Origin of the sequence: Kocuria sp. KSNUG, from assembly GCF_049532735.1 — a bacterium.
In the GTDB taxonomy this organism is placed as follows: domain Bacteria; phylum Actinomycetota; class Actinomycetes; order Actinomycetales; family Micrococcaceae; genus Kocuria; species Kocuria rhizophila.
On the sequence record NZ_CP150981.1, the window covers coordinates 1,844,984 to 1,867,200 of the forward strand.

Annotated in this window: 21 protein-coding genes; 12 read left to right on the forward strand and 9 right to left on the reverse strand. The window is 70.9% G+C overall.

Annotation, left to right across the window (positions count from 1 at the left end; genetic code table 11):
• Positions 1-233 precede the first annotated feature (233 nt).
• From AABM36_RS07975 to AABM36_RS07990, 4 genes are read left to right on the forward strand one after another with little or no spacing between them, the layout of a single operon-like run.
• Entirely contained in the window at positions 234-608 is a 375-nt protein-coding gene (locus tag AABM36_RS07975) for a DUF3099 domain-containing protein (RefSeq protein WP_406019549.1), read from the forward strand.
• Between the two features lie 49 nt (positions 609-657).
• Entirely contained in the window at positions 658-1,053 is a 396-nt protein-coding gene (locus AABM36_RS07980; RefSeq protein ID WP_019309190.1) for a hypothetical protein, read from the forward strand.
• Entirely contained in the window at positions 1,053-2,027 is a 975-nt protein-coding gene (locus tag AABM36_RS07985; protein WP_019309189.1) for an SURF1 family protein, read from the forward strand. Before AABM36_RS07980 ends, AABM36_RS07985 begins: the two co-directional genes overlap by 1 nt.
• 57 nt (positions 2,028-2,084) lie before the next feature.
• The gene (locus tag AABM36_RS07990; protein WP_019309188.1) at positions 2,085-3,194 is read left to right on the forward strand and encodes an alcohol dehydrogenase catalytic domain-containing protein; all 1,110 of its coding nucleotides are present in this window, start codon (positions 2,085-2,087) and stop codon (positions 3,192-3,194) included.
• Positions 3,195-3,272: 78 nt separating this feature from the next.
• Here the strand turns inward: AABM36_RS07990 and AABM36_RS07995 are convergent, their stop codons facing one another.
• Complete coding sequence (locus AABM36_RS07995) at positions 3,273-4,871, reverse strand: ABC-F family ATP-binding cassette domain-containing protein (protein WP_019309187.1); 1,599 nt, start codon at positions 4,869-4,871, stop codon at positions 3,273-3,275.
• 187 nt (positions 4,872-5,058) lie between these two features.
• On the opposite strand from AABM36_RS07995, the gene AABM36_RS08000 reads away from it, so the two are divergent.
• The 4 genes from AABM36_RS08000 (at position 5,059) to ypfJ (ending at position 8,083) form a co-directional block, all read left to right on the forward strand.
• The gene (locus AABM36_RS08000; RefSeq protein ID WP_019309186.1) at positions 5,059-5,691 is read left to right on the forward strand and encodes a biotin transporter BioY; all 633 of its coding nucleotides are present in this window, start codon (positions 5,059-5,061) and stop codon (positions 5,689-5,691) included.
• Positions 5,692-6,435 carry an energy-coupling factor ABC transporter ATP-binding protein gene (locus AABM36_RS08005; protein ID WP_239358233.1) on the forward strand — a complete coding sequence of 248 codons (744 nt, stop codon included), beginning with the start codon at positions 5,692-5,694 and terminating at the stop codon, positions 6,433-6,435. It abuts the gene before it with no gap.
• A 46-nt stretch (positions 6,436-6,481) separates the two neighbouring features.
• Positions 6,482-7,105 carry an energy-coupling factor transporter transmembrane component T family protein gene (locus tag AABM36_RS08010; protein WP_239358234.1) on the forward strand — a complete coding sequence of 208 codons (624 nt, stop codon included), beginning with the start codon at positions 6,482-6,484 and terminating at the stop codon, positions 7,103-7,105.
• A 69-nt stretch (positions 7,106-7,174) separates the two neighbouring features.
• On the forward strand, positions 7,175-8,083 hold the full coding sequence (ypfJ, locus tag AABM36_RS08015; protein WP_423445704.1) for a KPN_02809 family neutral zinc metallopeptidase: 909 nt from the start codon (positions 7,175-7,177) through the stop codon (positions 8,081-8,083).
• A 12-nt stretch (positions 8,084-8,095) separates the two neighbouring features.
• Here ypfJ and AABM36_RS08020 read toward each other — a convergent pair whose 3' ends face one another.
• The 6 genes from AABM36_RS08020 to AABM36_RS08045 form a co-directional block, all read right to left on the reverse strand.
• Positions 8,096-9,337 (reverse strand): alpha-hydroxy acid oxidase, encoded by a 1,242-nt coding sequence (locus tag AABM36_RS08020; protein WP_019309182.1) that lies wholly within the window; start codon positions 9,335-9,337, stop codon positions 8,096-8,098.
• 268 nt (positions 9,338-9,605) lie between these two features.
• A complete protein-coding gene (locus AABM36_RS08025; protein ID WP_019309181.1) occupies positions 9,606-9,965 on the reverse strand; it encodes a metal-sulfur cluster assembly factor in 360 nt (119 codons plus the stop codon).
• Between the two features lie 32 nt (positions 9,966-9,997).
• Positions 9,998-10,762, reverse strand: coding sequence for a Fe-S cluster assembly ATPase SufC (sufC, locus tag AABM36_RS08030; RefSeq protein ID WP_019309180.1), 765 nt, complete (start codon positions 10,760-10,762; stop codon positions 9,998-10,000).
• A 91-nt stretch (positions 10,763-10,853) separates the two neighbouring features.
• The gene (gene sufD, locus AABM36_RS08035; RefSeq protein ID WP_019309179.1) at positions 10,854-12,155 is read right to left on the reverse strand and encodes a Fe-S cluster assembly protein SufD; all 1,302 of its coding nucleotides are present in this window, start codon (positions 12,153-12,155) and stop codon (positions 10,854-10,856) included.
• Position 12,156: 1 nt separating this feature from the next.
• Positions 12,157-13,632, reverse strand: a complete 1,476-nt coding sequence (gene sufB, locus AABM36_RS08040) for a Fe-S cluster assembly protein SufB (protein ID WP_039101192.1) — start codon at positions 13,630-13,632, stop codon at positions 12,157-12,159.
• Positions 13,629-14,393: a helix-turn-helix transcriptional regulator gene (locus tag AABM36_RS08045; RefSeq protein ID WP_019309177.1), complete on the reverse strand. Its 765-nt coding sequence runs from the start codon at positions 14,391-14,393 to the stop codon at positions 13,629-13,631. Before AABM36_RS08045 ends, sufB begins: the two co-directional genes overlap by 4 nt.
• Positions 14,394-14,628: 235 nt before the next feature.
• Here AABM36_RS08045 and AABM36_RS08050 point away from each other — a divergent pair, with 235 nt between their 5' ends.
• The 3 genes from AABM36_RS08050 (at position 14,629) to AABM36_RS08060 (ending at position 17,536) form a co-directional block, all read left to right on the forward strand.
• A complete protein-coding gene (locus AABM36_RS08050) occupies positions 14,629-15,627 on the forward strand; it encodes an ABC transporter ATP-binding protein (protein ID WP_019309176.1) in 999 nt (332 codons plus the stop codon).
• On the forward strand, positions 15,624-16,421 hold the full coding sequence (locus tag AABM36_RS08055; RefSeq protein ID WP_019309175.1) for an ABC transporter permease: 798 nt from the start codon (positions 15,624-15,626) through the stop codon (positions 16,419-16,421). The genes AABM36_RS08050 and AABM36_RS08055 overlap by 4 nt, the downstream gene beginning before the upstream one ends.
• A 92-nt stretch (positions 16,422-16,513) precedes the next feature.
• Entirely contained in the window at positions 16,514-17,536 is a 1,023-nt protein-coding gene (locus AABM36_RS08060) for a COX15/CtaA family protein (RefSeq protein ID WP_019309174.1), read from the forward strand.
• Positions 17,537-17,704: 168 nt separating this feature from the next.
• Here AABM36_RS08060 and AABM36_RS08065 read toward each other — a convergent pair whose 3' ends face one another.
• Together AABM36_RS08065 and AABM36_RS08070 are read right to left on the reverse strand one after the other, a co-directional pair.
• Positions 17,705-18,622 carry a dihydrodipicolinate synthase family protein gene (locus AABM36_RS08065; protein ID WP_019309173.1) on the reverse strand — a complete coding sequence of 306 codons (918 nt, stop codon included), beginning with the start codon at positions 18,620-18,622 and terminating at the stop codon, positions 17,705-17,707.
• 113 nt (positions 18,623-18,735) lie between these two features.
• Positions 18,736-19,632, reverse strand: a complete 897-nt coding sequence (locus AABM36_RS08070; RefSeq protein ID WP_070638531.1) for a heme o synthase — start codon at positions 19,630-19,632, stop codon at positions 18,736-18,738.
• 414 nt (positions 19,633-20,046) lie between these two features.
• On the opposite strand from AABM36_RS08070, the gene tkt reads away from it, so the two are divergent.
• On the forward strand, positions 20,047-22,158 hold the full coding sequence (gene tkt, locus AABM36_RS08075) for a transketolase (protein WP_423445707.1): 2,112 nt from the start codon (positions 20,047-20,049) through the stop codon (positions 22,156-22,158).
• Positions 22,159-22,217 lie beyond the last annotated feature (59 nt).

Genomic DNA, 22,217 nt, shown 5'->3' on the forward strand with positions numbered 1-22,217 from the left:
GATGGGGTTGCCGCGCCCAGGGGGATCAAGACGTCACAGCATCCTAGCCGTCCCCCGACCTGCTGGGCTCCTCCACTTGGGGCCGCACCGCAACGGTGCCACAATGGTCAGCACGCTCCCAGTCAGTGGTGGAAGCGTGACCACCGGGTACATCCCACAGGACATCCGCCAAAGGACCGGTTCCCATCACACGTTCCCAGCACCCCACGCACGGCTCCACCGAGGTCCATTCGATCACCTCGGCGGCGGACGCGCACACCACGGACATGTCGCACCGCATGAAGGTGTACGGCGTGCAGATGGCGTTGCGCGTGGCCTGCATCATCGGGGTCTTCCTGATCGACAACCTCACCGTGCGCGTCCTGCTGATCCTGGGCGCCGCGGTGCTCCCGTGGCTCGCGGTGATGCTTGCCAACCGCGGCGCGGACCGCTCCCAGCGGGCCGGTTCCGCCTACCAGCCCCCCACGCGCACGGAGCTGCCCACCGTGGCCGAGACGCGGGACGTCTCCCCCGAGGCCGGGGACGTGGTGGTGGACGGCGAGTACACGGTGCACCACGCACCCCGGCAGCTGCCGGCCCCCGGCCACTCGGCCACGCGGCGCAACTAGGGTGGAGTGCGCTCTGCCCACCACACGAAATCCGGAGGAACATCTCACCGTGGACTTCGATCTGCTCGGCTCGCTGGCACCTCGCACCACGGGGCACGACGCCGCCGCGTCCGGCCCCGCGGACACCGCACCTCACGCGGTGTGCTCCCGTCGCGGCTGCCGTGCCGCCGCACGCTGGAGCCTGGTGTGGAACAACCCCCGGGTGCACACCCCCGAGCGGCGCAAGACGTGGCTCGCGTGCGACGAGCACCGGGAGCACCTCGCGGACTTCCTGGGCCAGCGCGGGTTCCTCAAGGACGTGGAGCCGTTCGAGCAGCAGCCCACCGGCGGCGTCGTCCCTGGCGCGCGGAGCACCGGACGGGACGAGGCCCCCCGCGAGGCCGCCCCGGAGACCACCGAGCGTGCGAGCGGCGTCCGCCCCGCAGGGACGGAGCAGCTGGACTGATGCGCAAGTACTCCTTCCTGACCTCCCCCGCCTGGATCGGGTGGTTCGCGCTCACGTGCGTGGCCGCCGTGGTGTGCCTGTACCTGGCGCAGTGGCAGATGTCCCGCAACGACCACCTCGTGGCGGAGAACACCAAGATCACCGAGAACTACGACGCCGCCCCGTACGACGCCGCGCAGGGCACGCCGCTGTTCGAGGACTACGACGAGTCCAAGACCTGGCACCCCGTGACCCTGGAGGGCAGCTACGTGCCCGAGGACACCGTGCTGATCCGCAACCGCCCCCACGACGGCCGGGTGGGCTACGACGTGGTGGTCCCGTTCCGCACGAACGACGGCACCGTGGTGGCGGTGGACCGGGGCTGGATCCCCACCGACAACTCCGCGAACGGGATGCCCTCCGCCGTGCCCCCTCCGCCCGGTGGCACGGTGAGCGTCACGGTCCGCCTGCGGCCCTCGGAGGGCACCGTGGACCGCGGGGCGCCCGAGGGCCAGTCCGCCTCCATCGACCTCCCGGTTCTCAGCACCCAGTGGGGCGGGGACGTGGCCACGGAGGGCTACGGAGAGCTCGTCTCCGAGCAGCCGCCCGCCGCGAACACCCCCCAGGCCGCGGAGCGCCCCGAGGTGGACTACGGACCGCACCTGTCCTACTCCATGCAGTGGTACGCGTTCGCCGTCCTGGTGTTCGTGGCCTACGGCTACTCGGCGCGCCAGCACGTCAAGAACGAGGAGTGGGACCGCGCCTACGCCGCGGAGGTCGAGCGGCAGCTCGCCCGCTACTACGACGCCGAGGGCAACTACATCGGTGACGTGGACGAGTCCCTCGTGATCCGCCAGCTGCAGATGGCGGACGACATGCCCGCCCACCTGAAGTCCCTCTACCGGCCCAAGCGCACCAGGACCTCCACCGCCCCCACCGCGGAGGACGAGGAGGACGCGCTGCTGGACGCGCTCGAGGCGCAGAACCACCGGTGAGCCGACCGGGCGGCGCGATCCGCCCCGGCCCACCCCACCCGTGACGAAGGAGTCGCCGTGAAGATCACCGCTGCCGTGCTGGACGAGATCGGGCTGTCCCGCCCGTACGCCGAGTCCCGTCCGCTGTCCGTGCAGGAGCTGGAGCTGGACGGCCCCGGACCGGGCGAGCTGCTCGTGCGGATCCGTGCGGCAGGTGTGTGCCACTCGGACCTCTCCGTGGTGGACGGCAACCGGCCCCGCCCCATGCCCATGGTGCTGGGTCACGAGGCCTCGGGCATCGTGGAACAGGTGGGCGAGGGCGTCACGGACGTGTCCCCCGGCGACCAGGTGACCACCGTGTTCCTGCCGCGCTGCGAGCAGTGCGCCAACTGCGCAACGGACGGCAAGCTGCCGTGCACCCCGGGCACCGAGACCAACAACGCCGGGCTGCTGCCGGGCTCCGCGCTGCGGCTGCACCGCGAGGGGCAGGACGTCCACCACCACGTGGGGGTCTCCGGCTTCTCGTCCCACGCCGTGGTGAGCCGCCAGTCGGTCGTCCCCGTGGGGGCGGACGTGCCCCCGGAGATCGCCGCCGTGGTGGGCTGCGCCGTGCTCACGGGCGGCGGTGCCGTGCTCAACGCGGGACGCCCCTCGGACGGGGACACCGTGATGGTCGTGGGTCTCGGAGGGGTGGGCATGGCCGCGCTGCTCACCGCGCTGTCGCTGGAGAAGGGGCCCGTGATCGGCGTGGATGCCAACCCTGAGAAGCTCGCGAGGGCCACCGAACTGGGCGCCACGGCCGTGCACTCCCCCGACGAGCTCGCCGAGAACGGGGTGCGGGCGCAGGTGGTCATCGAGGCCGCCGGGCACCCGCGCGCGTTCGAGACGGCAGTGGCCGCCACGGCACCCGGCGGGATCACCGTGACGGTGGGCCTGCCCTCCCCCGACGCCCGCTCCACCATCGCTCCGCTGGGCCTCACGGCGGAGGCACGCACGATCGTGGGCTCCTACCTGGGCTCCGCGGTCCCCGCCCGGGACATCCCCGTGTACCTGGACCTGTGGCGCGCGGGCAAACTGCCCATCGAGGAGCTGATCTCAGAGCGCGTGGCGCTCGGGGACATCAACGAGAGCTTCGACCGGCTCGCGGACGGACGCGCGGTCCGCCAGGTCATCCTGTTCGAGGACTGACGCCCGCCGCACCCGTGCGATGAGCCACGCGCCCGGCCCCGCGGCGTCGTCGGCCGCGTGCCGCGTGGCGGGCGGGGGTCAGGCCAGGCTGATGAGGTCCTGGTACTCCTGGCTCCACAGGTCCTCCACGCCGTCCGGGAGCATGACCACGCGCTCGGGCTCGAGCGCCTCCACGGCGCCCTCGTCGTGCGAGACGAGCACCACGGCGCCCTCGTACGTGCGCAGCGCGTTGAGGATCTCGTGGCGCGAGGCCGGGTCCAGGTTGTTGGTGGGCTCGTCCAGCAGCAGCACGTTCGCCGACGACGCCACGAGGGTCGCCAGCGCCAGTCGCGTCTTCTCGCCGCCGGAGAGCACCCCGGCGGGCTTGTCCACGTCGTCGCCCTGGAACAGGAACGAGCCCAGGATGGTGCGCACCTGGGTGTCCGCGAGATCGGGCGCGGCGGACTTCATGTTCTCCAGCACCGTGCGGTCCGTGTCCAGGGTGTCGTGCTCCTGGGCGAAGTAGCCCAGCTTGAGCCCGTGCCCCGCGACCACCTCACCGGTGTCCGGCTCGGCCTGGCCCGCGAGCATCCGCAGCAGGGTGGTCTTGCCCGCGCCGTTGAGCCCGAGCACCACCACGCGGGAGCCCCGGTCGATCGCGAGGTCCACGTCCGTGAAGATCTCCAGCGAGCCGTAGGACTTGGACAGCCCCTGCGCGGTGAGCGGGGTCTTGCCGCAGTCCGCGGGCTTGGGGAAGCGGATGGCCGCGACCTTGTCCTGCACGCGCTCGCCCTCGATGCCCGCCATGAGGCGCTCCGCGCGCCGGATCATCTGCTGGGCGGCGGAGGCCTTGGTGGCCTTGGCGCGCATCTTGTTGGCCTGGTCCATGAGGACCCCGGCCTTCTTCTCCGCGTTCGCGCGCTCGCGCTTGCGGCGGGCCTGGTCCTGCTCGCGCTGCTGCAGGTAGTTCTTCCAGGTCATGTTGTAGACGTCCACCACGCACCGGTTGGCGTCCAGGTACAGCACCTTGTTGACCACCATCTCCATGAGCTCCACGTCGTGGGAGATCATGAGCAGCCCGCCCTGGTAGGAGCGCAGGAACTCGCGCAGCCACACCACGGAGTCGTGGTCCAGGTGGTTGGTGGGCTCGTCCAGGAGCATGGTGTCCGCGTCCGCGAAGAGGATCCGCGCGAGCTCCACGCGCCGGCGCTGACCACCCGAGAGCGTGTGGAGGGGCTGCTCCAGCACGCGCGCCGGAAGGTTGAGGTTGTTGGTGATGGTGGCGGCCTCGGACTCCGCCGCGTAGCCGCCGCCGGCCAGGAACTCGGACTCCAGGCGGTCGTAGCGGCGCATGGCCTTGGCGCGGACGGCGTCGTCCTCCGAGGCCATCTCCTCCTCGGTGCGCCGCAGTCTGCTGATCACACCGGCGAGGTTGCGCGCGGAGAGGATGCGGTCCCGCGCCAGCTGGTTCATGTCGTCCACCTTGGGGTCCTGCGGCAGGTAGCCGATGGATCCCGAGCGCGCGACCTCACCCGCGGCGGGCAGGGTGAGCCCGGCCAGCACCTTGGTCATGGTGGTCTTCCCGGCACCGTTGCGGCCCACCAGACCCACCTTGTCGCCCTTGTCCACCCGGAAGTTCACCTCGTCCATGAGCAGACGCGCTCCGGCGCGCAGTTCGAGGTCGGTCACGGTGATCAACGGAGCAAGGCCTTTCGTGGGACGGTGCCGCGCGCGCACGCGAGGTGGCGTGGGCGGAGGGTGCGGGGCCCGGAAGAGCTCCGGGCATGCGGTCACCCCGTGGGAGCGGGGAACCGCACCAGTCTATCCGCTCGCGCAAATCGTGGCTCGGGCCGTTCCCACGGGGCCAGCAACTAGACTGCACCCCATGACAGAAGCCACCCGCGCCCCCCGCACCGTGACCTCCTTCGACCTCGCGAACATCGCCGTGTTCGCCGCGCTGACGTGCGTGCTCGCCCTGGTCCCCGCGATCCCCGTGGGCCCGCTGGGAGTACCCATCACGCTGCAGACCCTCGCGGTGTTCCTCACCGGCATGGTGCTGGGCGGCTGGCGCGGCTTCCTGGCCCTCGCCCTGTACGTGGTGGTCGGCCTGCTGGGCGTCCCGGTCTTCGCCGGGTTCACGGGTGGGCCCGCGGTGCTGGCCGGCCCGTCCGCGGGCTACCTGCTGTCGTTCCCGTTCGTGGCCGGCCTCGTGGGCTGGATGTCGCACTACTTCGTGCGGGTGGAGCGCGTGACCCGCCGCGAGGGATCCTCCGCCGTGGACCCCGACCGTCGCAGTGCGCTGGGCATCAAACTGTTCCTTGCCGGCCTCGCGGGCATGATCCTCTCCCACGTGATGGGCATCGCGGGCATGATGATCAACGGCGGGCTGGGCCTGCAGGCCGCCGTGATCGCCGACCTCGCCTACATCCCCGGAGATGTGCTCAAGGTCATCGTGGCCGCGCTGATCGCCGTGGCCGTGCACCGCGCGTTCCCCCGCATGGCCGGGGCGGTCCTCTGAGTGGACGGTGAGCCACGCTCCGCGCGGCGCGAGTCCCTGTCCTGCGCGGACGTGACCGTCGCGGTGGACGGGCCCCGCGGTCCGGTGACCGTCCTGGACCGCATCTCGTGCGAGTTCACCGCACGGCGCACCGCCGTGATCGGGCTCAACGGCTCCGGCAAGTCCACCCTGCTGCGCCTGTTCAACGCGCTGGTGACGCCGTCCTCGGGTGCGGTGCGCACGCACGGCGTGGACCCCGTGGCCTCCCCCAAGGACGCCCGGTCCCGGGTGGGATTCGTCTTCACGGACCCCGCGTCACAGATCCTCATGCCCACCCCCGTGGAGGACATCGAGCTGTCCCTGCGCCGCCGCGTCCGCGACCGCACGGAACGCACGAAACAGGCCGTCGAGTGGCTACGGCGCATGGGCCTGGCGGACCGCGCGCACCACTCCGTGTTCGACCTCTCGGGCGGTGAGCGCCAGCTCGTGGCCCTGGCCGCGGTGCTCGCCGTGGACCCCCGTGTTCTGGTCCTGGACGAGCCCACCACCCTGCTGGACCTGCGCAACCGGCTGCGGCTGCGGGAGATGCTGGACGGACTGCCCCAGCAGCAGCTCATCAGCACGCACGACCTGGAGCTGGCGGCCACCGCCCAGCACGTGGCGGTGGTCCACGGTGCGGGCATCATCGCGCAGGGCCCGCCGGAGGAGGTCATCCCCCGCTACCGCGCGTGGTGCGAGACGGGGTTCCCGGGGGAAGCCGCGTGAGCCCCTGTTCCCGCCGAGGCGCCGTGCCGCACGTGGACCGCGCCCGGTGAGCCGCACCGCCGCCCGCCCCGACGACCTGCTGGGCACCTACGTTCCCGGCACCTCGTGGCTGCACCGCTGTCCGCTGGGGCTCAAGGCCGTGCTGGTGCTGGGCTCGTGCCTCGCCGTGATGCTGCTGCGCTCGTGGCCGGTGTCCCTGACCGCGCTGGCCCTCACCGCGCTGATCTCCGTCACGACCGGTCTGGGTGTGCGCCGCTGGGCGGCCTCGCTGCGCCCCCTGTGGTTCCTGGTGCTGCTGCTGACCGTCTACCACGTGCTGGCCACCGGTCCCGCCCGGGCAGCGGACGTGGTGCTGTCCCTGCTGGCGGTTGTGACCCTGACCCGCCTGCTGCTGACCACCACGGAGCTGCCCCGGCTCATCGACGGGCTCGTCCGGCTGTGCTCCCCCCTGCGCCGCGTGGGCATCGACCCCGAGCGCATCGGGCTGGCGGTCTCCCTCATGATCCGCTCCGTCCCCTGGCTCTTCGGCGTCATCTCCTCCCTGCGCGACGCCGCCGCGGCGCGCACCGTGCGTCCCCGCCCCGTTCAGCTGGTCACCCCGGCGGTGATCGCCACCGTGGACTACGCCCACCGCACGGGCGAGGCCCTTGTGGCGCGCGGACTGGAGTGACGCGCAGACACGAGTGACACCGGGGCTCCCGGGGACCCCTGAGCGTCAGCGTGGTCCTATGATGCGCTCATGAGCTTCAACGACAACTCACAGCTGGACGCCGGACGGGTCCGCACCGGCGGCGGTGGCGGACGCGGCATCGCCGTGGGAGGCGGGCTGGGCGGCGTCGTCCTGCTGCTGCTCGCGGGACTGTTCTTCGGCCAGGACGGGATCGACGCCGTGACGGGCGGCACCCAGGCGCAGACCACAGGGACGCAGCAGGTCGACTCCGGGCTGGAGGACCGCTGCCGCACCGGAGCGGACGCGAACTCCGACCCCCAGTGCCGCATGGTGGCCACCGTGCAGTCCCTGGACCAGTTCTGGGGCGAGTACTACCCGCAGGCCACGGGTGAGCGGTACGTGCTGCCCGAGGTCATGCTCTTCGCGGGCTCGGCGGGCACGTCCTGCGGGCAGGCGTCCTCCGCCACGGGTCCGTTCTACTGCCCGCCGGACCAGACCGTGTACCTGGACACCGGGTTCTTCGAGCAGCTGCGCACGGAGTTCGGTGCGGACGCGGACGCCCTGGCCCAGGAGTACGTGATGGCCCACGAGGTGGGCCACCACGTGCAGAACCTGCAGGGCACCCTGGGGCGCGCCCAGCGCGATCCCCACGGTGCGACGTCCGCGGCCGTGCGGACCGAGCTGCAGGCGGACTGCTACGGCGGACTGTGGGCCCACCACGCCGTGGAGCCGGGCGGAGCCGTGCAGCTGCAGCCCATCACGCGCGCCCAGCTCTCGGACGCGATCGAGGCGGCCGGCGCGATCGGCGACGACAGGATCCAGGAGGCCGCCCAGGGGCGGGCCAACCCGGAGTCCTTCACGCACGGGACGTCCGCCCAGCGCCAGGCCTGGTTCCTGAGCGGCTACCAGACCGGCGACATCCGCGCGTGCAGCACGTTCTCCGCCGAGGACCTGGACCACCCGGGCGCCCTGGCCTGACGCCCGCGGCAGTCAGTGGCGTCGCGCATCCTCCGCGCGCGGCAGCCACGGGGCCCGCATGGCGTGCGGGCCCAGCTCCGCCACCAATTGGGCGCCCATGAGCAGCAAGGTGGTGCGGATCTGCTCCTCGAGCAGCTCGATGACCCGTGAGACCCCCTGCTCTCCCCCGGCCATGAGGCCGTAGAGGTACGCGCGGCCGATCAGCACGAAGTCCGCGCCCGCGCACAGGGCCGTCACCACGTCCGCGCCGGACATCACCCCGGAGTCCAGGATCAGGGGAACGTCCGGGCCCACCTCGTCGCGGATCTCCGGCAGCGCGGTGAGGGAGACCGGTGCGCGGTCCAGCTGGCGCCCGCCGTGGTTGGAGACCACCAGCCCGTCCGCGCCCACGCTCAGGGCGCGCCGGGCATCCTCCCGCGTGAGGATGCCCTTGACGAACAGCTGCCCGTCCCAGTTCTCCCGGATCCACGCGAGGTGCTCCAGGTTCAGTCCGGGGTCGAACATCGTGGAGATCAGCTCCGCCAGGGCGCCAGAGGTGTCCGAGAGCGAGGCGAACTTCAGCGAGTCCGTGGTCAGGAAGTTGAACCACCACTCCGGGCGGTAGGAGGCGTCCAGAACGGTCTTCGGCGTGATCCTGGGCGGGATGGTCATGCCGTTGCGGGTGTCCCGCAGCCGCTGACCGGGCACGGGCGTGTCCACCGTGACCAGCAGCGTGGTCATGCCCGCGGCCTTGGCGCGCCGCAGCAGGTCCAGGGACGCATCGTGCTCACGCCAGAGGTAGAGCTGGAACCACCGCTGCGCGTCCGGAGCGGCGTCCCGGACCTCCTCGATGGAGCGGGTGCCCATGGTGGACAGGGAGAACGGGATGCCGGCACGCTGGGCGGCGCGGACTCCCCCGATCTCACCTTCCGAGTGCATGAAGCGGGTGAATCCCGTGGGGGCGATCCCGAACGGCAGAGCGCTGCGGACACCGGCGATCTCCGTGCTCAGGTCTGCGGTGTCCGTGCCGTGCAGGATCCGCGGCAGCAACTCCACGGACTCGAACGCCTCCCGGTTGCGCCGGTGGGTGATCTCCTGCCCGGCCGCGCCGTCCACGTAGTCGAAGGCCGGGCGGGGCGTACGACGCCGCGCGATCCGCCGCAGTGCCTCCACGTCCGCGGCCTTCGCGAGCCTCGCGGCGCGCCGGTCCGGGTTGAAGGAGCCGAACCGCATGAGCGGTGTGAGTTCGGACAGTTGCGGCAGCTGGCGTTCCATGGGGTCCTCCCGGTCGCGGATTCTCGCTCGAAACTACCAGGGCACCCAGACCAGGTTCCGCTGGACACCTGCGGTCGGCCTCACGGTCCGCCCACGTGCCGTCACGTCCGGTGCGCACGGACGCCGCCGCACGCTCCGGCGTCTGCAGGGGGCGGCTGTTCCGTCGGCGAACGGCGGGAAGGGCACGATCCCTGCGGATCGTGCCCTTCCCGTGCCCCGTTTCCAGAATGGTGGCCACCGTGGCCCGCGCGTGGCGGACCCGGTGGGATCAGATGTTGAAGCCCAGGGCCCTCATCTGGTCCCGGCCGTCCTCCGTGATCCGCTCCGGACCCCACGGGGGCATCCAGATCCAGTTCACGTGCCACTCGTCCACGGCGGGCGAGAGGTTCTGGGAGACCTGCTCCTCGATGACGTCCTGCAGCGGGCACGCCGCCGTGGTGAGCGTCATGTCCAGGCGCAGAGAGGCGTCGTCCTGGTACTCCAGGCCGTAGAGCAGGCCCAGGTCCACGATGTTCACGCCCAGCTCGGGGTCGATCACGTTCTTCAGCAGGTCCGTGATCTCCTCGACCGAGGCCTGGCCGTTGGGCCCGGTGGTCTCCGCCGCGGCGGTGCCGGTGGATTCGCTCATGGCGACCTCCTCAGGAAGTGGTGCGCCGGTGCCTACTTGGCAGCGGCCTGGACGTAGCGGTCGTAGCCCTCGTTCTCCAGCTGCTCCGCGAGCTCCGGACCGCCCTGGTCCACCACGCGGCCGTCGGAGAACACGTGCACGAACTGCGGCTTGATGTAGCGCAGGATGCGCGTGTAGTGCGTGATCAGCATGATGCCCGTGTTGTCCTCGGACAGCGCGCGGTTCACACCCTCGGACACGATCTTCAGCGCGTCCACGTCCAGGCCGGAGTCCGTCTCGTCCAGCAGGGCGATCTTCGGCTTGAGGATCTCCAGCTGCAGGATCTCGTGGCGCTTCTTCTCGCCGCCGGAGAAGCCCTCGTTGACGTTGCGCATGAGCATGTCGTTGTCGATCTTCAGCTTGTCCATGGCGGTGCGGACGTCCTTGGTCCACGTGCGCAGGGAGGGTGCCTCGCCGTCGATCGCGGTCTTCGCGGAGCGCAGGAAGTTGGAGGTGGTCACGCCGGGGATCTCCACCGGGTACTGCATGGCCAGGAAGAGACCGGCGCGGGCGCGCTCGTCCACGGACATCTCCAGCACGTCCTGCCCGTCCAGGGTCACGGAGCCGGAGTCCACCTGGTACTTGGGGTGACCGGCGATCGTGGACGCCAGCGTGGACTTGCCCGAGCCGTTGGGGCCCATGATCGCGTGGACCTCACCGGAGTTGATGGTCAGGTTCACGCCCTTGAGGATGGGCTTGGTGCTCTCGTCGTCCAGGATGACGGACGCGTGGAGGTCCTTGATCTCCAGAGTTGACATGCGGTGTTTCTCCTTGGGTCTCGTGGGCACCGGCCCGTTCACGGGCGCGGTGCGGAATTCTCGGGTCTGACGACGGCGCTGGGCCGGGGTCTCAGCTCTCGGTGCGGGCGAGCTCGTCCTCCAGGGACGCGCGCAGCTGCTCCTCGAGGGCCTCCACGCCCACCTGCTGGATGATCTCGAACAGGAATCCGCGGACCACCAGGCGCCGTGCCTGGTCCTCCGGGATGCCGCGGGACATCAGGTAGTACAGGTGCTCGTCGTCCAGCTGCCCCGTGGTGGAGGCGTGACCGGCACCGGCGATCAGGCCGGTCTCGATCTCCAGGTTCGGCACGGAGTCCATGCGCGGACCGTCGTTGAGGATCAGGTTGCGGTTGAGCTCGTAGGTGTCCGTGCCCTCGGCCTCGGCGCGGATCAGGACGTCGCCCACCCACACGCCGTGGGCGTTCTCGCCCTGCAGCGCGGACTTGTAGTTCACGCGGGAGCGGCAGCGCGGCACGGAGTGGTCCACGAACAGCCGGGACTCCAGGTGCTGGCCGTCGTCCACGAACGTGAGTCCGTACATCTCCACGTCGCCGCCGGGAGCGGTGAAGCGGGTGGACGGGGTGACGCGCACCAGGTCACCGCCCAGGCTCACGAGCACGTGCTTGAACGTGGCGTCGCGGCCCAGCTTGGCCTGCTGCGAGGACGCGTGCACGGAGTCGTCCGTCCACTCCTGCAGCGAGACCACGGTGAGGTTGGCGCCGTCCGCCACCGAGAACTCGATGTTCTGGGCCAGCACGGCGGTGCCCACGTGGCGCAGCACCACGAGCGCCTTGGAGTTGGCTCCGGCGTCCACCACGATGTGCTGGGCCGCGGGCTCCTCGGACTCACCGGTGAGCGTCACGATCACGGGCTCCGCCACCTGGGCGTCGCGCGGCACGGCGATCACGGTGGCCTCGCGGAACGAGGACCACGCGTTCGCCGAGACCCGGTCCTCCGGGATGCCGGCCGAGCCCACGCGGGAGTCGTCGCGGCCCACGGAGGTGACCTGCACGGCGTCGTCCCCCGAGACGGAGACGGCGGGCGCGGGGCCCTGCAGGGCGGCGTCGTCGAGCCCGCGCAGGCGCTTGATGGGCGTGAAGCGCCAGTCCTCGAGCTTGCTGCTCAGCGGCGGGAAGTCGGCCACGTCGTAGGACGTGGTGCGGCCCGCGCGGGAGGAGTCCGGCACGCCGGAGATGTCTCCGTGCTGGGTGTGGCGGATCTCGGGCTCACCGGCCTGGTTGCGGCCCTCCTGCAGGGTCTCGCCCTCCTGGCTCATGCCCGGGATGGCCACGCGGTCCTCGCCGGTGGGCACGCCGTTCACCTGCTCGTCGGCGTCCTGTGCGGCACGGGCGGTCTGATCAGTGGTGGACATATCAGCCAACGGATCCTTCCATTTGCAGTTCGATGAGACGGTTGAGCTCGAGCGCGTACTCCATGGGCAGCTCACGCGCGATCGGCTCCACGAAGCCGCGCACGATCATGGCCATGGCCTCCTCCTCGGGCATGCCGCGCTGCATGAGGTAGAACAGCTGCTCCTCGGACACGCGAGAGACCGTGGCCTCGTGGCCCATGGTGACGTCGTCCTCGCGGATGTCCACGTAGGGGTAGGTGTCCGAACGCGAGATGGTGTCCACCAGCAGGGCGTCGCACACCACGTTGGACTTGGAGTGCGTGGCGCCCTCGCGCACCTGCACGAGGCCGCGGTAGGCGGAGCGCCCGCCGTTGCGCGCCACGGACTTCGACACGATCGAAGAGGACGTGTTGGGGGCGATGTGCACCATTTTGGAACCGGTGTCCTGGTGCTGGCCCTCACCCGCGAACGCGATGGACAGGGTCTCACCGCGGGCGTGCTCGCCGGTCATGTAGACCGCGGGGTACTTCTGGGTGACCTTGGAGCCGATGTTGCCGTCCACCCACTCCATGGTGGCGCCCTCGTGGGCGATGGCGCGCTTGGTCACCAGGTTGTACACGTTGTTGGACCAGTTCTGGATGGTCGTGTAGCGCACCCGGGCGTTCTTCTTGCAGATGATCTCCACCACGGCGGAGTGCAGCGAGTCGGTCTTGTAGATCGGCGCGGTGCAACCCTCGATGTAGTGGACGTAGGAGTCCTCGTCCGCGATGATCAGCGTGCGCTCGAACTGACCCATGTTCTCGGTGTTGATGCGGAAGTACGCCTGCAGCGGGATGTCCACGTGCACGCCCTTGGGGACGTACACGAACGAGCCGCCGGACCACACGGCCGTGTTCAGCGCGGCGAACTTGTTGTCGCCCACGGGGATCACGGTGCCGAAGTACTCCTCGAAGAACTCGGGGTGCTCCTTCAGGGCGGTGTCCGTGTCCATGAAGATCACGCCCTGGGCCTCGAGGTCCTCGCGGATCTGGTGGTAGACCACCTCTGACTCGTACTGCGCGGCCACGCCGGCCACCAGGCGGTTGCGCTCCGCCTCGGGGATGCCGAGCTTCTCGTACGTGTTGCGGATGTCCTCGGGCAGCTCCTCCCAGGAGCCCGCCTGCTGCTCCGTGGAGCGCACGAAGTACTTGATGTTGTCGAAGTCGATGCCCGACAGGTCCGCGCCCCACGTGGGCATGGGCTTGCGGTCGAAGAACTTCAGGCCCTTCAGACGCAGCTGCGTCATCCAGTCCGGCTCGCTCTTCTTGGCCGAGATGTCCCGGACCACCTCTTCGTTCACGCCGCGGCGTGCCGAGGCGCCGGCGTCGTTCTTGTCGGCCCAGCCGTACTGGTACTGGCCGATCCCCTCGAGCTCCGGGTTCATCTCCAGGATCTCGGAAATCGTGGTGTCGCCTGTCATGGTGCCCGCGGTGTCCGCGGGTTCGATGCGCTCGGTCATGACAACCCTCCCTGTCGTGCGGTTGTGTGGTTGGTGGAGTTCTTGGTGCCCGCAGCACGCAGCTGCAGCGGGACGTGTGTGGTGCAGACGTGGGCGCCCGCAGCCATGGTGGAGAGCCTGCGGACGTCGACGTCCAGCAGCTCGGCGATCATGGCGGTCTCCTGCTCGCAGAACTCGGGGTACTCGTTCGCGATGTCCTGGATGGGGCAGTGGCCCTGGCACAGCTGGGCGGAGCGCAGCGTCACGCCCTTGGGACCACGGGGGGTGACCGTGGTGTGGGACGCCACGAAGCCGTCGTGGCTCATGGCGGCGGTCAGCGCGTTGAGGCGGTCCTCCACGTCCGGACCCGCGGCCTCCACGCTGGGCCGGTAGCGCTCACGCCAGCGCTCGACCTCCTCGGTCACGAACCCGTGCACGAGATCCTCACCACCCACCCGGGCCATGGTGGCCAGAGCACGGCTGGCAAGCCCTCGGTAGTCCTGCGCGAGCTGCTCGTGCCCGCCCGGTGCCACCACGTAGCGGCGCGCCGGCCGACCGGCTCCCGAGGCGGTGCTGCGCACCATGGACACCTCCACGAACTGCTCAGACTCCAGGGCGTCCAGGTGACGCCGGACGGCGGCGGGCGTGAGTCCGAGGTCCTTGGCGATCTGCGCGGCGGAAATGGGCCCGTGGGCGAGCACCAGCGAGAGCACCCGCGAGCGGGTGGTGTCATCCTGGTCCGTGCGCACCGCGCTCGTGCGGTCCGTGGCCGGTGAACTCATGCTGGGTGCAACATCCTTCGCGGCGTGTCGGGGAGGTGACCGGGCCGGTGCAGCTCCGTGCGGCCCGGGCCCCACGGGAACTGGGTTCACCGGTGAGGCACGCAATACATAACGAGGGTATGCGGTAATCCATTCCCCGACAAACGCCCGGAGCTCGCCCCGGGGAGGCGCCCGCCGAGGCGCGGGCGGGAGTCCCCACCGGGCGTCACGGCACGGGCCGTCCTAGACTGTCCGGGTGCAGACGCCCCCAGAATTCTCCTCAGTCCCCGCTGCCGCCCCCGATCCGGGGACCGCGGCCCTGCACATCAGCGACCTGGTCAAGACGTTCCACGGGCGCGGTGAGCCCGTCCGCGCGGTCCGCGGTCTCAGCATGGCGGCCCACGCCGGGCGCGTCACGGCCCTGCTCGGGGCCAACGGCGCGGGCAAGACCACCACGCTGCAGTGTGCCCAGGGCCTCCAGCAGCCCACCTCGGGCACGGTCCGCCTGCTCGGCCAGGACCCCTGGCGGGCCTCCCCGGAGCTGCGCGCCCGCGTGGGCGTCATGCTCCAGGACGGCGGGCTCCCGCAGGCCGTGCGACCCGCAGAACTGCTGCGCCACCTCGGCAACCTCTACGCGGACCCGGTCCCCGAGACCGAGCTGGTGGAGCGCCTCGGCATCCGGTCCTTCCTCCACACGCCCGTCCGTCGGCTCTCCGGCGGCCAGCGCCAACGCGTGGCGCTCGCCGCGGCGCTCGTGGGCCGCCCGGACGTGCTGTTCCTGGACGAGCCGTCCGCCGGGCTGGACCCGCGCTCGCGCCAGCTCGTCTTCGACGTGGTCCAGCGCCTGCGGGACCAGGGAACCTGCATCATCCTCACCACGCACCTCATGGACGACGCCGCCCGGCTGGCCGACTACGTGTACATCGTGGACCACGGCGCGGTGGCCGCCCAGGGCACCGTGGCCGACCTCGTGCGCACCGGCCGGGACTCGTCCCTGGTCATGACCATCACCGTCACGCCGGAGCAGCGTCCCGTGCTGCGCACGGACCCGCCCTGGCGCCGCCCCGACTACGACGACGTCCGCTGGGTCGTCAAGGACCGCACCGTCACCCTCACCGGCCCGCTCGACGCCGCCCGCGTCCGTGAGCTGACCGCGTGGGCCACCCGCAACGACACCCTGCCGGAGGCGCTGAGCGTGCAACCCCGTTCCCTCGAAGACGTGTTCCTGGACGTGGCCGGGAGGGATGCCCGATGACCCCCGCAGACGCCGTCACCTCGGCACCACACCCGGACGAGCGGCGTCGTGCCGCGTCCCTGCCCCGGCGCGTGGTGTCCCAGGCGCGCTTCGAGGCCACCACGATGCTGCGCAACGGGGAGCAGCTGCTGCTGCTCGTGATCCTGCCCGTCATGGCACTCGTGGCCCTGACCATGACCGACCTCCTGGACCCCTACCGCGTGGACGGGGCCTCCCGTGCGGACGTGGCCGTGCCCGGCATCCTGGTGCTGTGCGTGCTCTCCAGCGCCTTCTCGGGGCAGGGCATCCAGACCGGCTTCGACCGCCGCTACGGGGTGCTGCGCCAGCTCTCGACCACTCCCCTGGGACGCTCCGGTCTGATCGCGGGCAAGCTGCTCGCCGTGCTGGCCGTGCTCGCCGTGCAGTACGTGATCGTGGCGGCCGTGGCCCTCTGGCTCGGCTGGCACCCCACCGTGGCCTCCGTGCTCAGCTCCCTCCCCCTGCTCGTGCTGGTCGCCGTGGCGTTCACCGGGTTGGGCCTGCTGATCGCCGGGACCCTGCGCGCCGAGGCCACCCTGGCGGTGCTCAACGTGGTGTGGGTGGCGCTCGCCGCGGGCGGCGGTGTGATCTTCCCCGCGTCCGCGCTGCCGGGCTGGCTCGCCGGGATCGTGTCCTGGCTGCCCTCCTCGGCCGCCGGTGAGGTGTTGCGGGAGTGCTTCCTGCACGGCCGGGTGAGTGCCGCTCCCCTGCTGGTCCTCACCGCATGGGCGGTGGCGAGCTGGGCGGCCACCGTGCGGTGGTTCAAGTGGGTCTGACCCCCTGGGCGCGGGGTCCCGTCCAGGATGCTCCCACGGCGGGCTCGCTACACTGAGGGGGTACCGTCCCCTCTGCCCCTGGATGCCCCGCCATGTCTGACACCGCTCCCCGCACCGCCGTCGATTCGTTCTGGTGGCCCAGCACCGTGACCCCCTGGGTGCGCTTCCTCGCGGTGGCGTCCCTGGTGGCCAACGGACTGCTGATCTTCACGGGAGGCCTCGTCCGGCTGACCGGTTCCGGCCTGGGGTGCCCCACGTGGCCCCGCTGCACGGCCGACTCCTGGACGAACACGCCGGAGATGGGGCTGCACGGGGTCATCGAGTTCGGCAACCGCCTGCTCACGTTCGTCCTCACCGTGGTGGCGGTCCTCACGTTCCTGTCCGTGCTGAAGCTGCGCCACGAGCACCCCAAGCTGTTCCGGCTGGCCCTTCTCCTGCTGCTCGGGATCCCCGTGCAGGCCGTGGTGGGCGGCGTGCTGGTGCACCTGGAGCTGCACCCGCTGCTCGTGGGTGCGCACTACTTCCTCTCGGCCATCATGATCGCGCTGTCCACGCTGCTGGTGCTCAACACCCGGCGTGAGGGCCTCTCGCGAGTGGCCCACGACCAGCGCCCCGGCCAGCTGCACGGCCACACCACCCTGGTGCGCGGCCTCGCGGTCGCCACGGGCGTGATCGCGGCCGTGGTGCTATACCTCGGCACCCTGGTGACCGGCACCGGCCCCCACGCCGGGGACCAGGACAGCGCACGACTGGCCTTCGACTCCGTGGTCATTGCCCGCGCCCACGCGGTCCCCGTCTACCTGCTCACCCTCACGGCCGTGACGGGCATCGTGGTGACCACGGTGAAGTCCCTGCCCCGTGTGCTGCGCAACGCGTACGCCATCATGATCCTGGTGATCATGGCCCAGGGCGCTGTGGGCTACTACCAGTACTTCAACGGCGTTCCGGAGGCCGCCGTGTCCCTGCACATGGTGCTCTCGGCAGTGCTGATCTGGGCGGCCACCCGCGTGGTCTCCATCAGCTTCTACCTCGCGGACGACCACCACGAGCACGCGGCGCCCGTGGACCTGGGCGAGACTTCGCCCGCCTCCGCGCCCGCACAGCCGGTGCGCTGACCGCGCGCCTCCCCCTACGTCGTCTGCCCCCGGTCATCCCGGGGGCAGACGTTTTTCCGTCCTGTGCCGCTGGTGCAGGGACTCCCGACACCGCCGGGAGCAGCTGGTTCCCAGGCTCGCGACCACGCGGGTGCTCATGCCCCCGACGACGCACCGTGCCGCAGGCGCTCAGGCTTCCGACGGCGCCGCGGGACGGCTGCGCAGCTGCGCGACGGCGTCCGCGAGTGCGCGCTTGCCGCTGGAGGGAATGGGCAGCAGCGGACGCCGCGGTGCGCTCGTGCGCACGCCGCAGACCTCGGCGAGGGCGTACAGCACGGACAGGGGGCGCTCGTGCCCCATGAGCTGCATGAGGGGGCGCAGTGCGGAGCTCCAGGCCGCCGCATCCTCCGCGCGACCCTCCCGCACCGCCCGGTGGAACTCCACGAACTCCGGAGCGAGCAGGGCGGCCATGCCGCTGTGCCACGCGGCCGGCGGGTACTCCTCCACGATCAGCTGGTCCCGGCTCACACCGTGGACCGTGCCGGGCTCCGCCTGCTGGGCGAACAGCAGCTGGCGTGAGTGGAACAGCCGCCCGGAGCTCGCCGTGTCCTTGAACGCCACCACGGTGTCCAGCCAGGACAGCTCCGCGGCGAGCTCCACCGGGTACGTGAATCCCGTGGTGGAGGGGTTGTTGTAGAGGCACACGGGCAGCGACACCGCCGAGGACACGGTCTCCACCTGGTCCGCGATCTCCTGCGACACCAGCGGGATGTAGCTCACGGGGCTCAGCACGAGCCCGTCCGCACCGTTGTTCTCCGCGGCGTAGGCGTGCTGGAGGACCTCACGCGTGGTGATGGCCGAGATGCCAACCCCCACGGGGGTTCCCGAGCCGGACGCCGCGCGGACGGCGGTGCGCACCACCTCCGACCGCTCGGCGGCGTCGAGGTAGGCGAACAGGCCCGAGGTGCCGAGAACGACGATCCCGTCCACACCGCTGCGGGCCAGCCGGGCCACGCTGCTCTCCAGGGAGTCCAGGTCCAGGGCACCACCGGGGTGCAGCGGGGTCACGGGGTAGGCGATCACACCGGAGAAGTCCATGGAGAGCATGGGGCCAGTTTAGGCGAGCGGCGCGGCCGGGCCGGCCGAGCGGCGTCGTCCCGGGCCACGGCGAGACGGCCGGTGGACGGGACGCACAGGATGCAACGGGCCGGACACACCGGTCAGAGAATGGGACCGCCGAGGAACGGGTCCAGGGCCACGCCCACGAACACGAACGTGATGTAGGCGATCGACCCGTGGAAGACGTACATGGCCTGCTTGAGCGTGGGCCGCCCGGCCCGGGCCAGACCGTAGAGCTTGTGGCAGTGGTAGGTGAACCACGCGCCGGAGAGCAGCGCGATGATCCCGTAGACCCAGCCCGCACCGCCCACGGGGATCAGCAGCAGCGAGCAGATCACAGTGGCCCACGCGTACAGCACCACCTGCGCGCCCACGGTCCGCGCAGTGTCCACCGCGCCGAGCATGGGAACCCCCGCGCGGGAGTAGTCCTCCGCGTACTTCATGGACAGCGGCCAGTAGTGCGGCGGGGTCCAGAGGAAGATGAACGCGAAGAGCACGAACGCGGGCCACTCGAGCGTGCCGCGCACTGCGGCCCAGCCGATCAGCACGGGCATGCACCCGGCGATCCCGCCCCACACGATGTTCTGCGCGGTGCGGCGCTTGAGGATGATCGAGTAGAAGACGGCGTAGAGGGCGATGGCCACCACACCCAGCACACCGCACAGCACACTGACCCCGAGGGTCAGCCAGGCCACGGCCACCGCGGACAGCAGCCACGCGAACACCAGGGCCTCACGGTCGCTGACCTCCCCGGTGACCAGGGGGCGCTTGGCCGTGCGCCGCATGAGACGATCCTCGTTGCGGTCGATGTAGCAGTTGAAGGCTCCCGCGGCGCCCGCCGCGAGGGTGCCACCCACCAGGGTGTTGAGCACGAGCCAAAAATCAGGGACGCCCTGCTGGGCGAAGAACATGGTGGGCACGGTGGCCACGAGGAGCAGCTCGATGATCCGGGGCTTGGTGAGCGCCACGTACGCCTTGAGCTTGCGGCGCGCGGTCATCGGGCCCTGGTACCCCACCGGGGCGACCTCCCCGATCCGGGTCCCGGTCACTCCGTGTCCTTGCGGCGCGGGGGATCCCGAGGAATCCGGATGCGTCGCGGTATCGAGGTGATTCACGGAATCGATGCTCCAAAGAACGTGTGCGGCCCGCACGGGCGGGAGTCCTGCGGCGTCCGGCGCGGCAGTGCGCGCGGGGACACCCGGTCAACAGTATAGCCGCCGGGATTGACACCTGGATGGCGCTCGACCCGGTGCCCGGTGGCCGTTCGCGCTCACAGCGTACGTCCCTGACGGGCACGGCTTCTCGGGACTAAGGTTGAGCGCGGAACTCGCGTTCCGCGGCGCCCGGAGGCCTTGCGGCCGGTCGGGCGGCGGTTCGCATCGCACATCCCCACAGGAAAGGGGCGCGCCACCGTGCCGAACCTCGATCAACCGCTGAACTGGACCGAACAGGATGCCCGCGCCGTGGACACCGCGCGTGTCCTCGCGGCGGACGCCGTGCAGAAGGTCGGCAACGGCCACCCCGGCACGGCCATGTCCCTGGCACCCGTGGCCTACCTGCTGTTCCAGAAGATCATGCGCCACGACCCCTCGGACGACCGCTGGACCGGGCGCGACCGGTTCATCCTCTCCCCCGGGCACACCTCGCTGACGCTCTACCTGCAGCTCTTCTTCTCGGGCTACGGCCTGGAGATGTCGGACCTGGAGTCGCTGCGTACGTGGGGCTCCAAGGTCCCGGGCCACCCCGAGTACCGGCACACCACGGGCGTGGAGATCACCACCGGACCGCTGGGCCAGGGGCTCGCCTCCTCCGTGGGCTTCGCGTACGCCCAGCGCTACACGCTCGGGCTCTTCGACGCCGACGCCGCCCAGGGCACCTCCCCGTTCGACCACCACGTGTTCGTGATCGCCTCGGACGGGGACCTCCAGGAGGGCATCACCTCCGAGGCCTCGTCCCTGGCCGGCACGCAGGAGCTGGGCAACCTGGTGGTGATCTACGACGACAACAAGATCTCCATCGAGGACGACACCAACGTGGCGTTCAACGAGGACGTGCTGGCCCGCTACGAGGCCTACGGGTGGGACACCACCCGCGTGGACTGGCGCAACGGCGGGGAGTACCAGGAGGACGTCCAGGGCCTCTACGACGCGATCGTGGCCGCCACCAAGGTCACGGACAAGCCGTCCCTGATCGCGCTCAGCACCATCATCGGCTGGCCCTCCCCCACCAAGCAGAACACCGGCGGCATCCACGGCTCCGCGCTCGGTGCGGACGAGGTCGCCGCCACCAAGGAGATCCTGGGCTTCGATCCCGCGAAGTCTTTCCAGATCGAGCTCGAGATCATGGACCACGTGCGCGAGGTCGCCCAGCGCGGCAAGGCCGAGCGCGCCGAGTGGGAGAAGTCCTTCGAGCAGTGGCGCAGCGCCCACCCGGACAAGGCGGCCCTCTACGACCGCATCAAGAACCAGGAGCTGCCCGAGGACTACCGCGCGGCGTTCCCCACGTTCCCTGCGGGCAAGGCCATGGCCACCCGCAAGGCCTCCGGGCAGGTCATCAACGCGATCGCGGACACCTTCCCCGAGCTGTGGGGCGGCTCCGCGGACCTCGCGGGCTCCAACAACACCACGATCGACTCCGCCCCGTCCTTCATCCCGGAGAAGCGCTCCACCGAGAAGTGGACGGGCTCCCCGTACGGCCGGGTGCTGCACTTCGGCATCCGTGAGCACGCGGCGGCGGCGATCGTCAACGGCATCGTGATGAGCAGCCAGACCCGCGCCTTCTCGGGGACGTTCCTCATCTTCTCCGACTACCAGCGCCCGGCCGTGCGCCTGGGTGCGCTCATGAAGGTGCCCTCCATCTACGTCTGGACCCACGACTCCATCGGTCTGGGCGAGGACGGACCCACGCACCAGCCCGTGGAGCAGCTGTCCTCGCTGCGCGCGATCCCGGGACTCGACGTCGTGCGCCCCGCGGACGCCAACGAGACCGCGGTGGCGTGGCGGACCATCCTGGAGAGCCACGAGCACCCGGCGGGCATCGCGCTCACGCGCCAGGACCTGCCCACGCTGGCCCGTGAGGACCTGCACCCGGACGCGCAGGGCGAGAAGTTCGCCTCCGCCGAGGGCGTAGCGCGCGGCGGCTACGTGCTGGCCGACAGCGAGGGCACGCCGGACGTGGTGCTGATCGGCACCGGCTCGGAGGTGCAGCTCGCACTGCAGGCCCGCGAGCAGCTCAAGGCCCAGGGCGTGTCCGCCCGCGTGGTCTCGATGCCGTGCCGCGAGTGGTTCGATGCCCAGGACGCGCAGTACCGCGAGTCCGTGGTCCCCGCGGGCGTCAAGGCCCGGGTCACGGTCGAGGCCGGTATCCGGATGTCCTGGAACGACCTCCTCGGCGATGCCGGGCGGGCCGTCTCCCTGGAGCACTTCGGGGAGTCCGCGGACTACGAGACGCTCTACCGCGAGTTCGGCATCACCGCAGAGGCCGTGACGGAGGCCGCCCTGGACTCCATCGCCGCCGCGCGCTGAGCCCCACACCCCTGCACCCGTTGCGGGCGGCGGACCCGCCGCCCGCAACGGCCCCAGAT

Bases quoted from the DNA above. Each gene is read 5' to 3' on its own strand.
- AABM36_RS07985 (WP_019309189.1), top strand. From the start codon at position 1,053: ATGCGCAAGTACTCCTTCCTGACCTCCCCCGCCTGGATCGGGTGGTTC.
- AABM36_RS08000 (WP_019309186.1), top strand. From the start codon at position 5,059: ATGACAGAAGCCACCCGCGCCCCCCGCACCGTGACCTCCTTCGACCTC.
- ypfJ (WP_423445704.1), top strand. From the start codon at position 7,175: ATGAGCTTCAACGACAACTCACAGCTGGACGCCGGACGGGTCCGCACC.
- AABM36_RS08020 (WP_019309182.1), bottom strand. From the start codon at position 9,337: ATGGAACGCCAGCTGCCGCAACTGTCCGAACTCACACCGCTCATGCGG.
- AABM36_RS08025 (WP_019309181.1), bottom strand. From the start codon at position 9,965: ATGAGCGAATCCACCGGCACCGCCGCGGCGGAGACCACCGGGCCCAAC.
- sufC (WP_019309180.1), bottom strand. From the start codon at position 10,762: ATGTCAACTCTGGAGATCAAGGACCTCCACGCGTCCGTCATCCTGGAC.
- sufD (WP_019309179.1), bottom strand. From the start codon at position 12,155: ATGTCCACCACTGATCAGACCGCCCGTGCCGCACAGGACGCCGACGAG.
- sufB (WP_039101192.1), bottom strand. From the start codon at position 13,632: ATGACCGAGCGCATCGAACCCGCGGACACCGCGGGCACCATGACAGGC.
- AABM36_RS08045 (WP_019309177.1), bottom strand. From the start codon at position 14,393: ATGAGTTCACCGGCCACGGACCGCACGAGCGCGGTGCGCACGGACCAG.
- AABM36_RS08055 (WP_019309175.1), top strand. From the start codon at position 15,624: ATGACCCCCGCAGACGCCGTCACCTCGGCACCACACCCGGACGAGCGG.
- AABM36_RS08060 (WP_019309174.1), top strand. From the start codon at position 16,514: ATGTCTGACACCGCTCCCCGCACCGCCGTCGATTCGTTCTGGTGGCCC.
- AABM36_RS08065 (WP_019309173.1), bottom strand. From the start codon at position 18,622: ATGCTCTCCATGGACTTCTCCGGTGTGATCGCCTACCCCGTGACCCCG.
- AABM36_RS08070 (WP_070638531.1), bottom strand. From the start codon at position 19,632: ATGACCGCGCGCCGCAAGCTCAAGGCGTACGTGGCGCTCACCAAGCCC.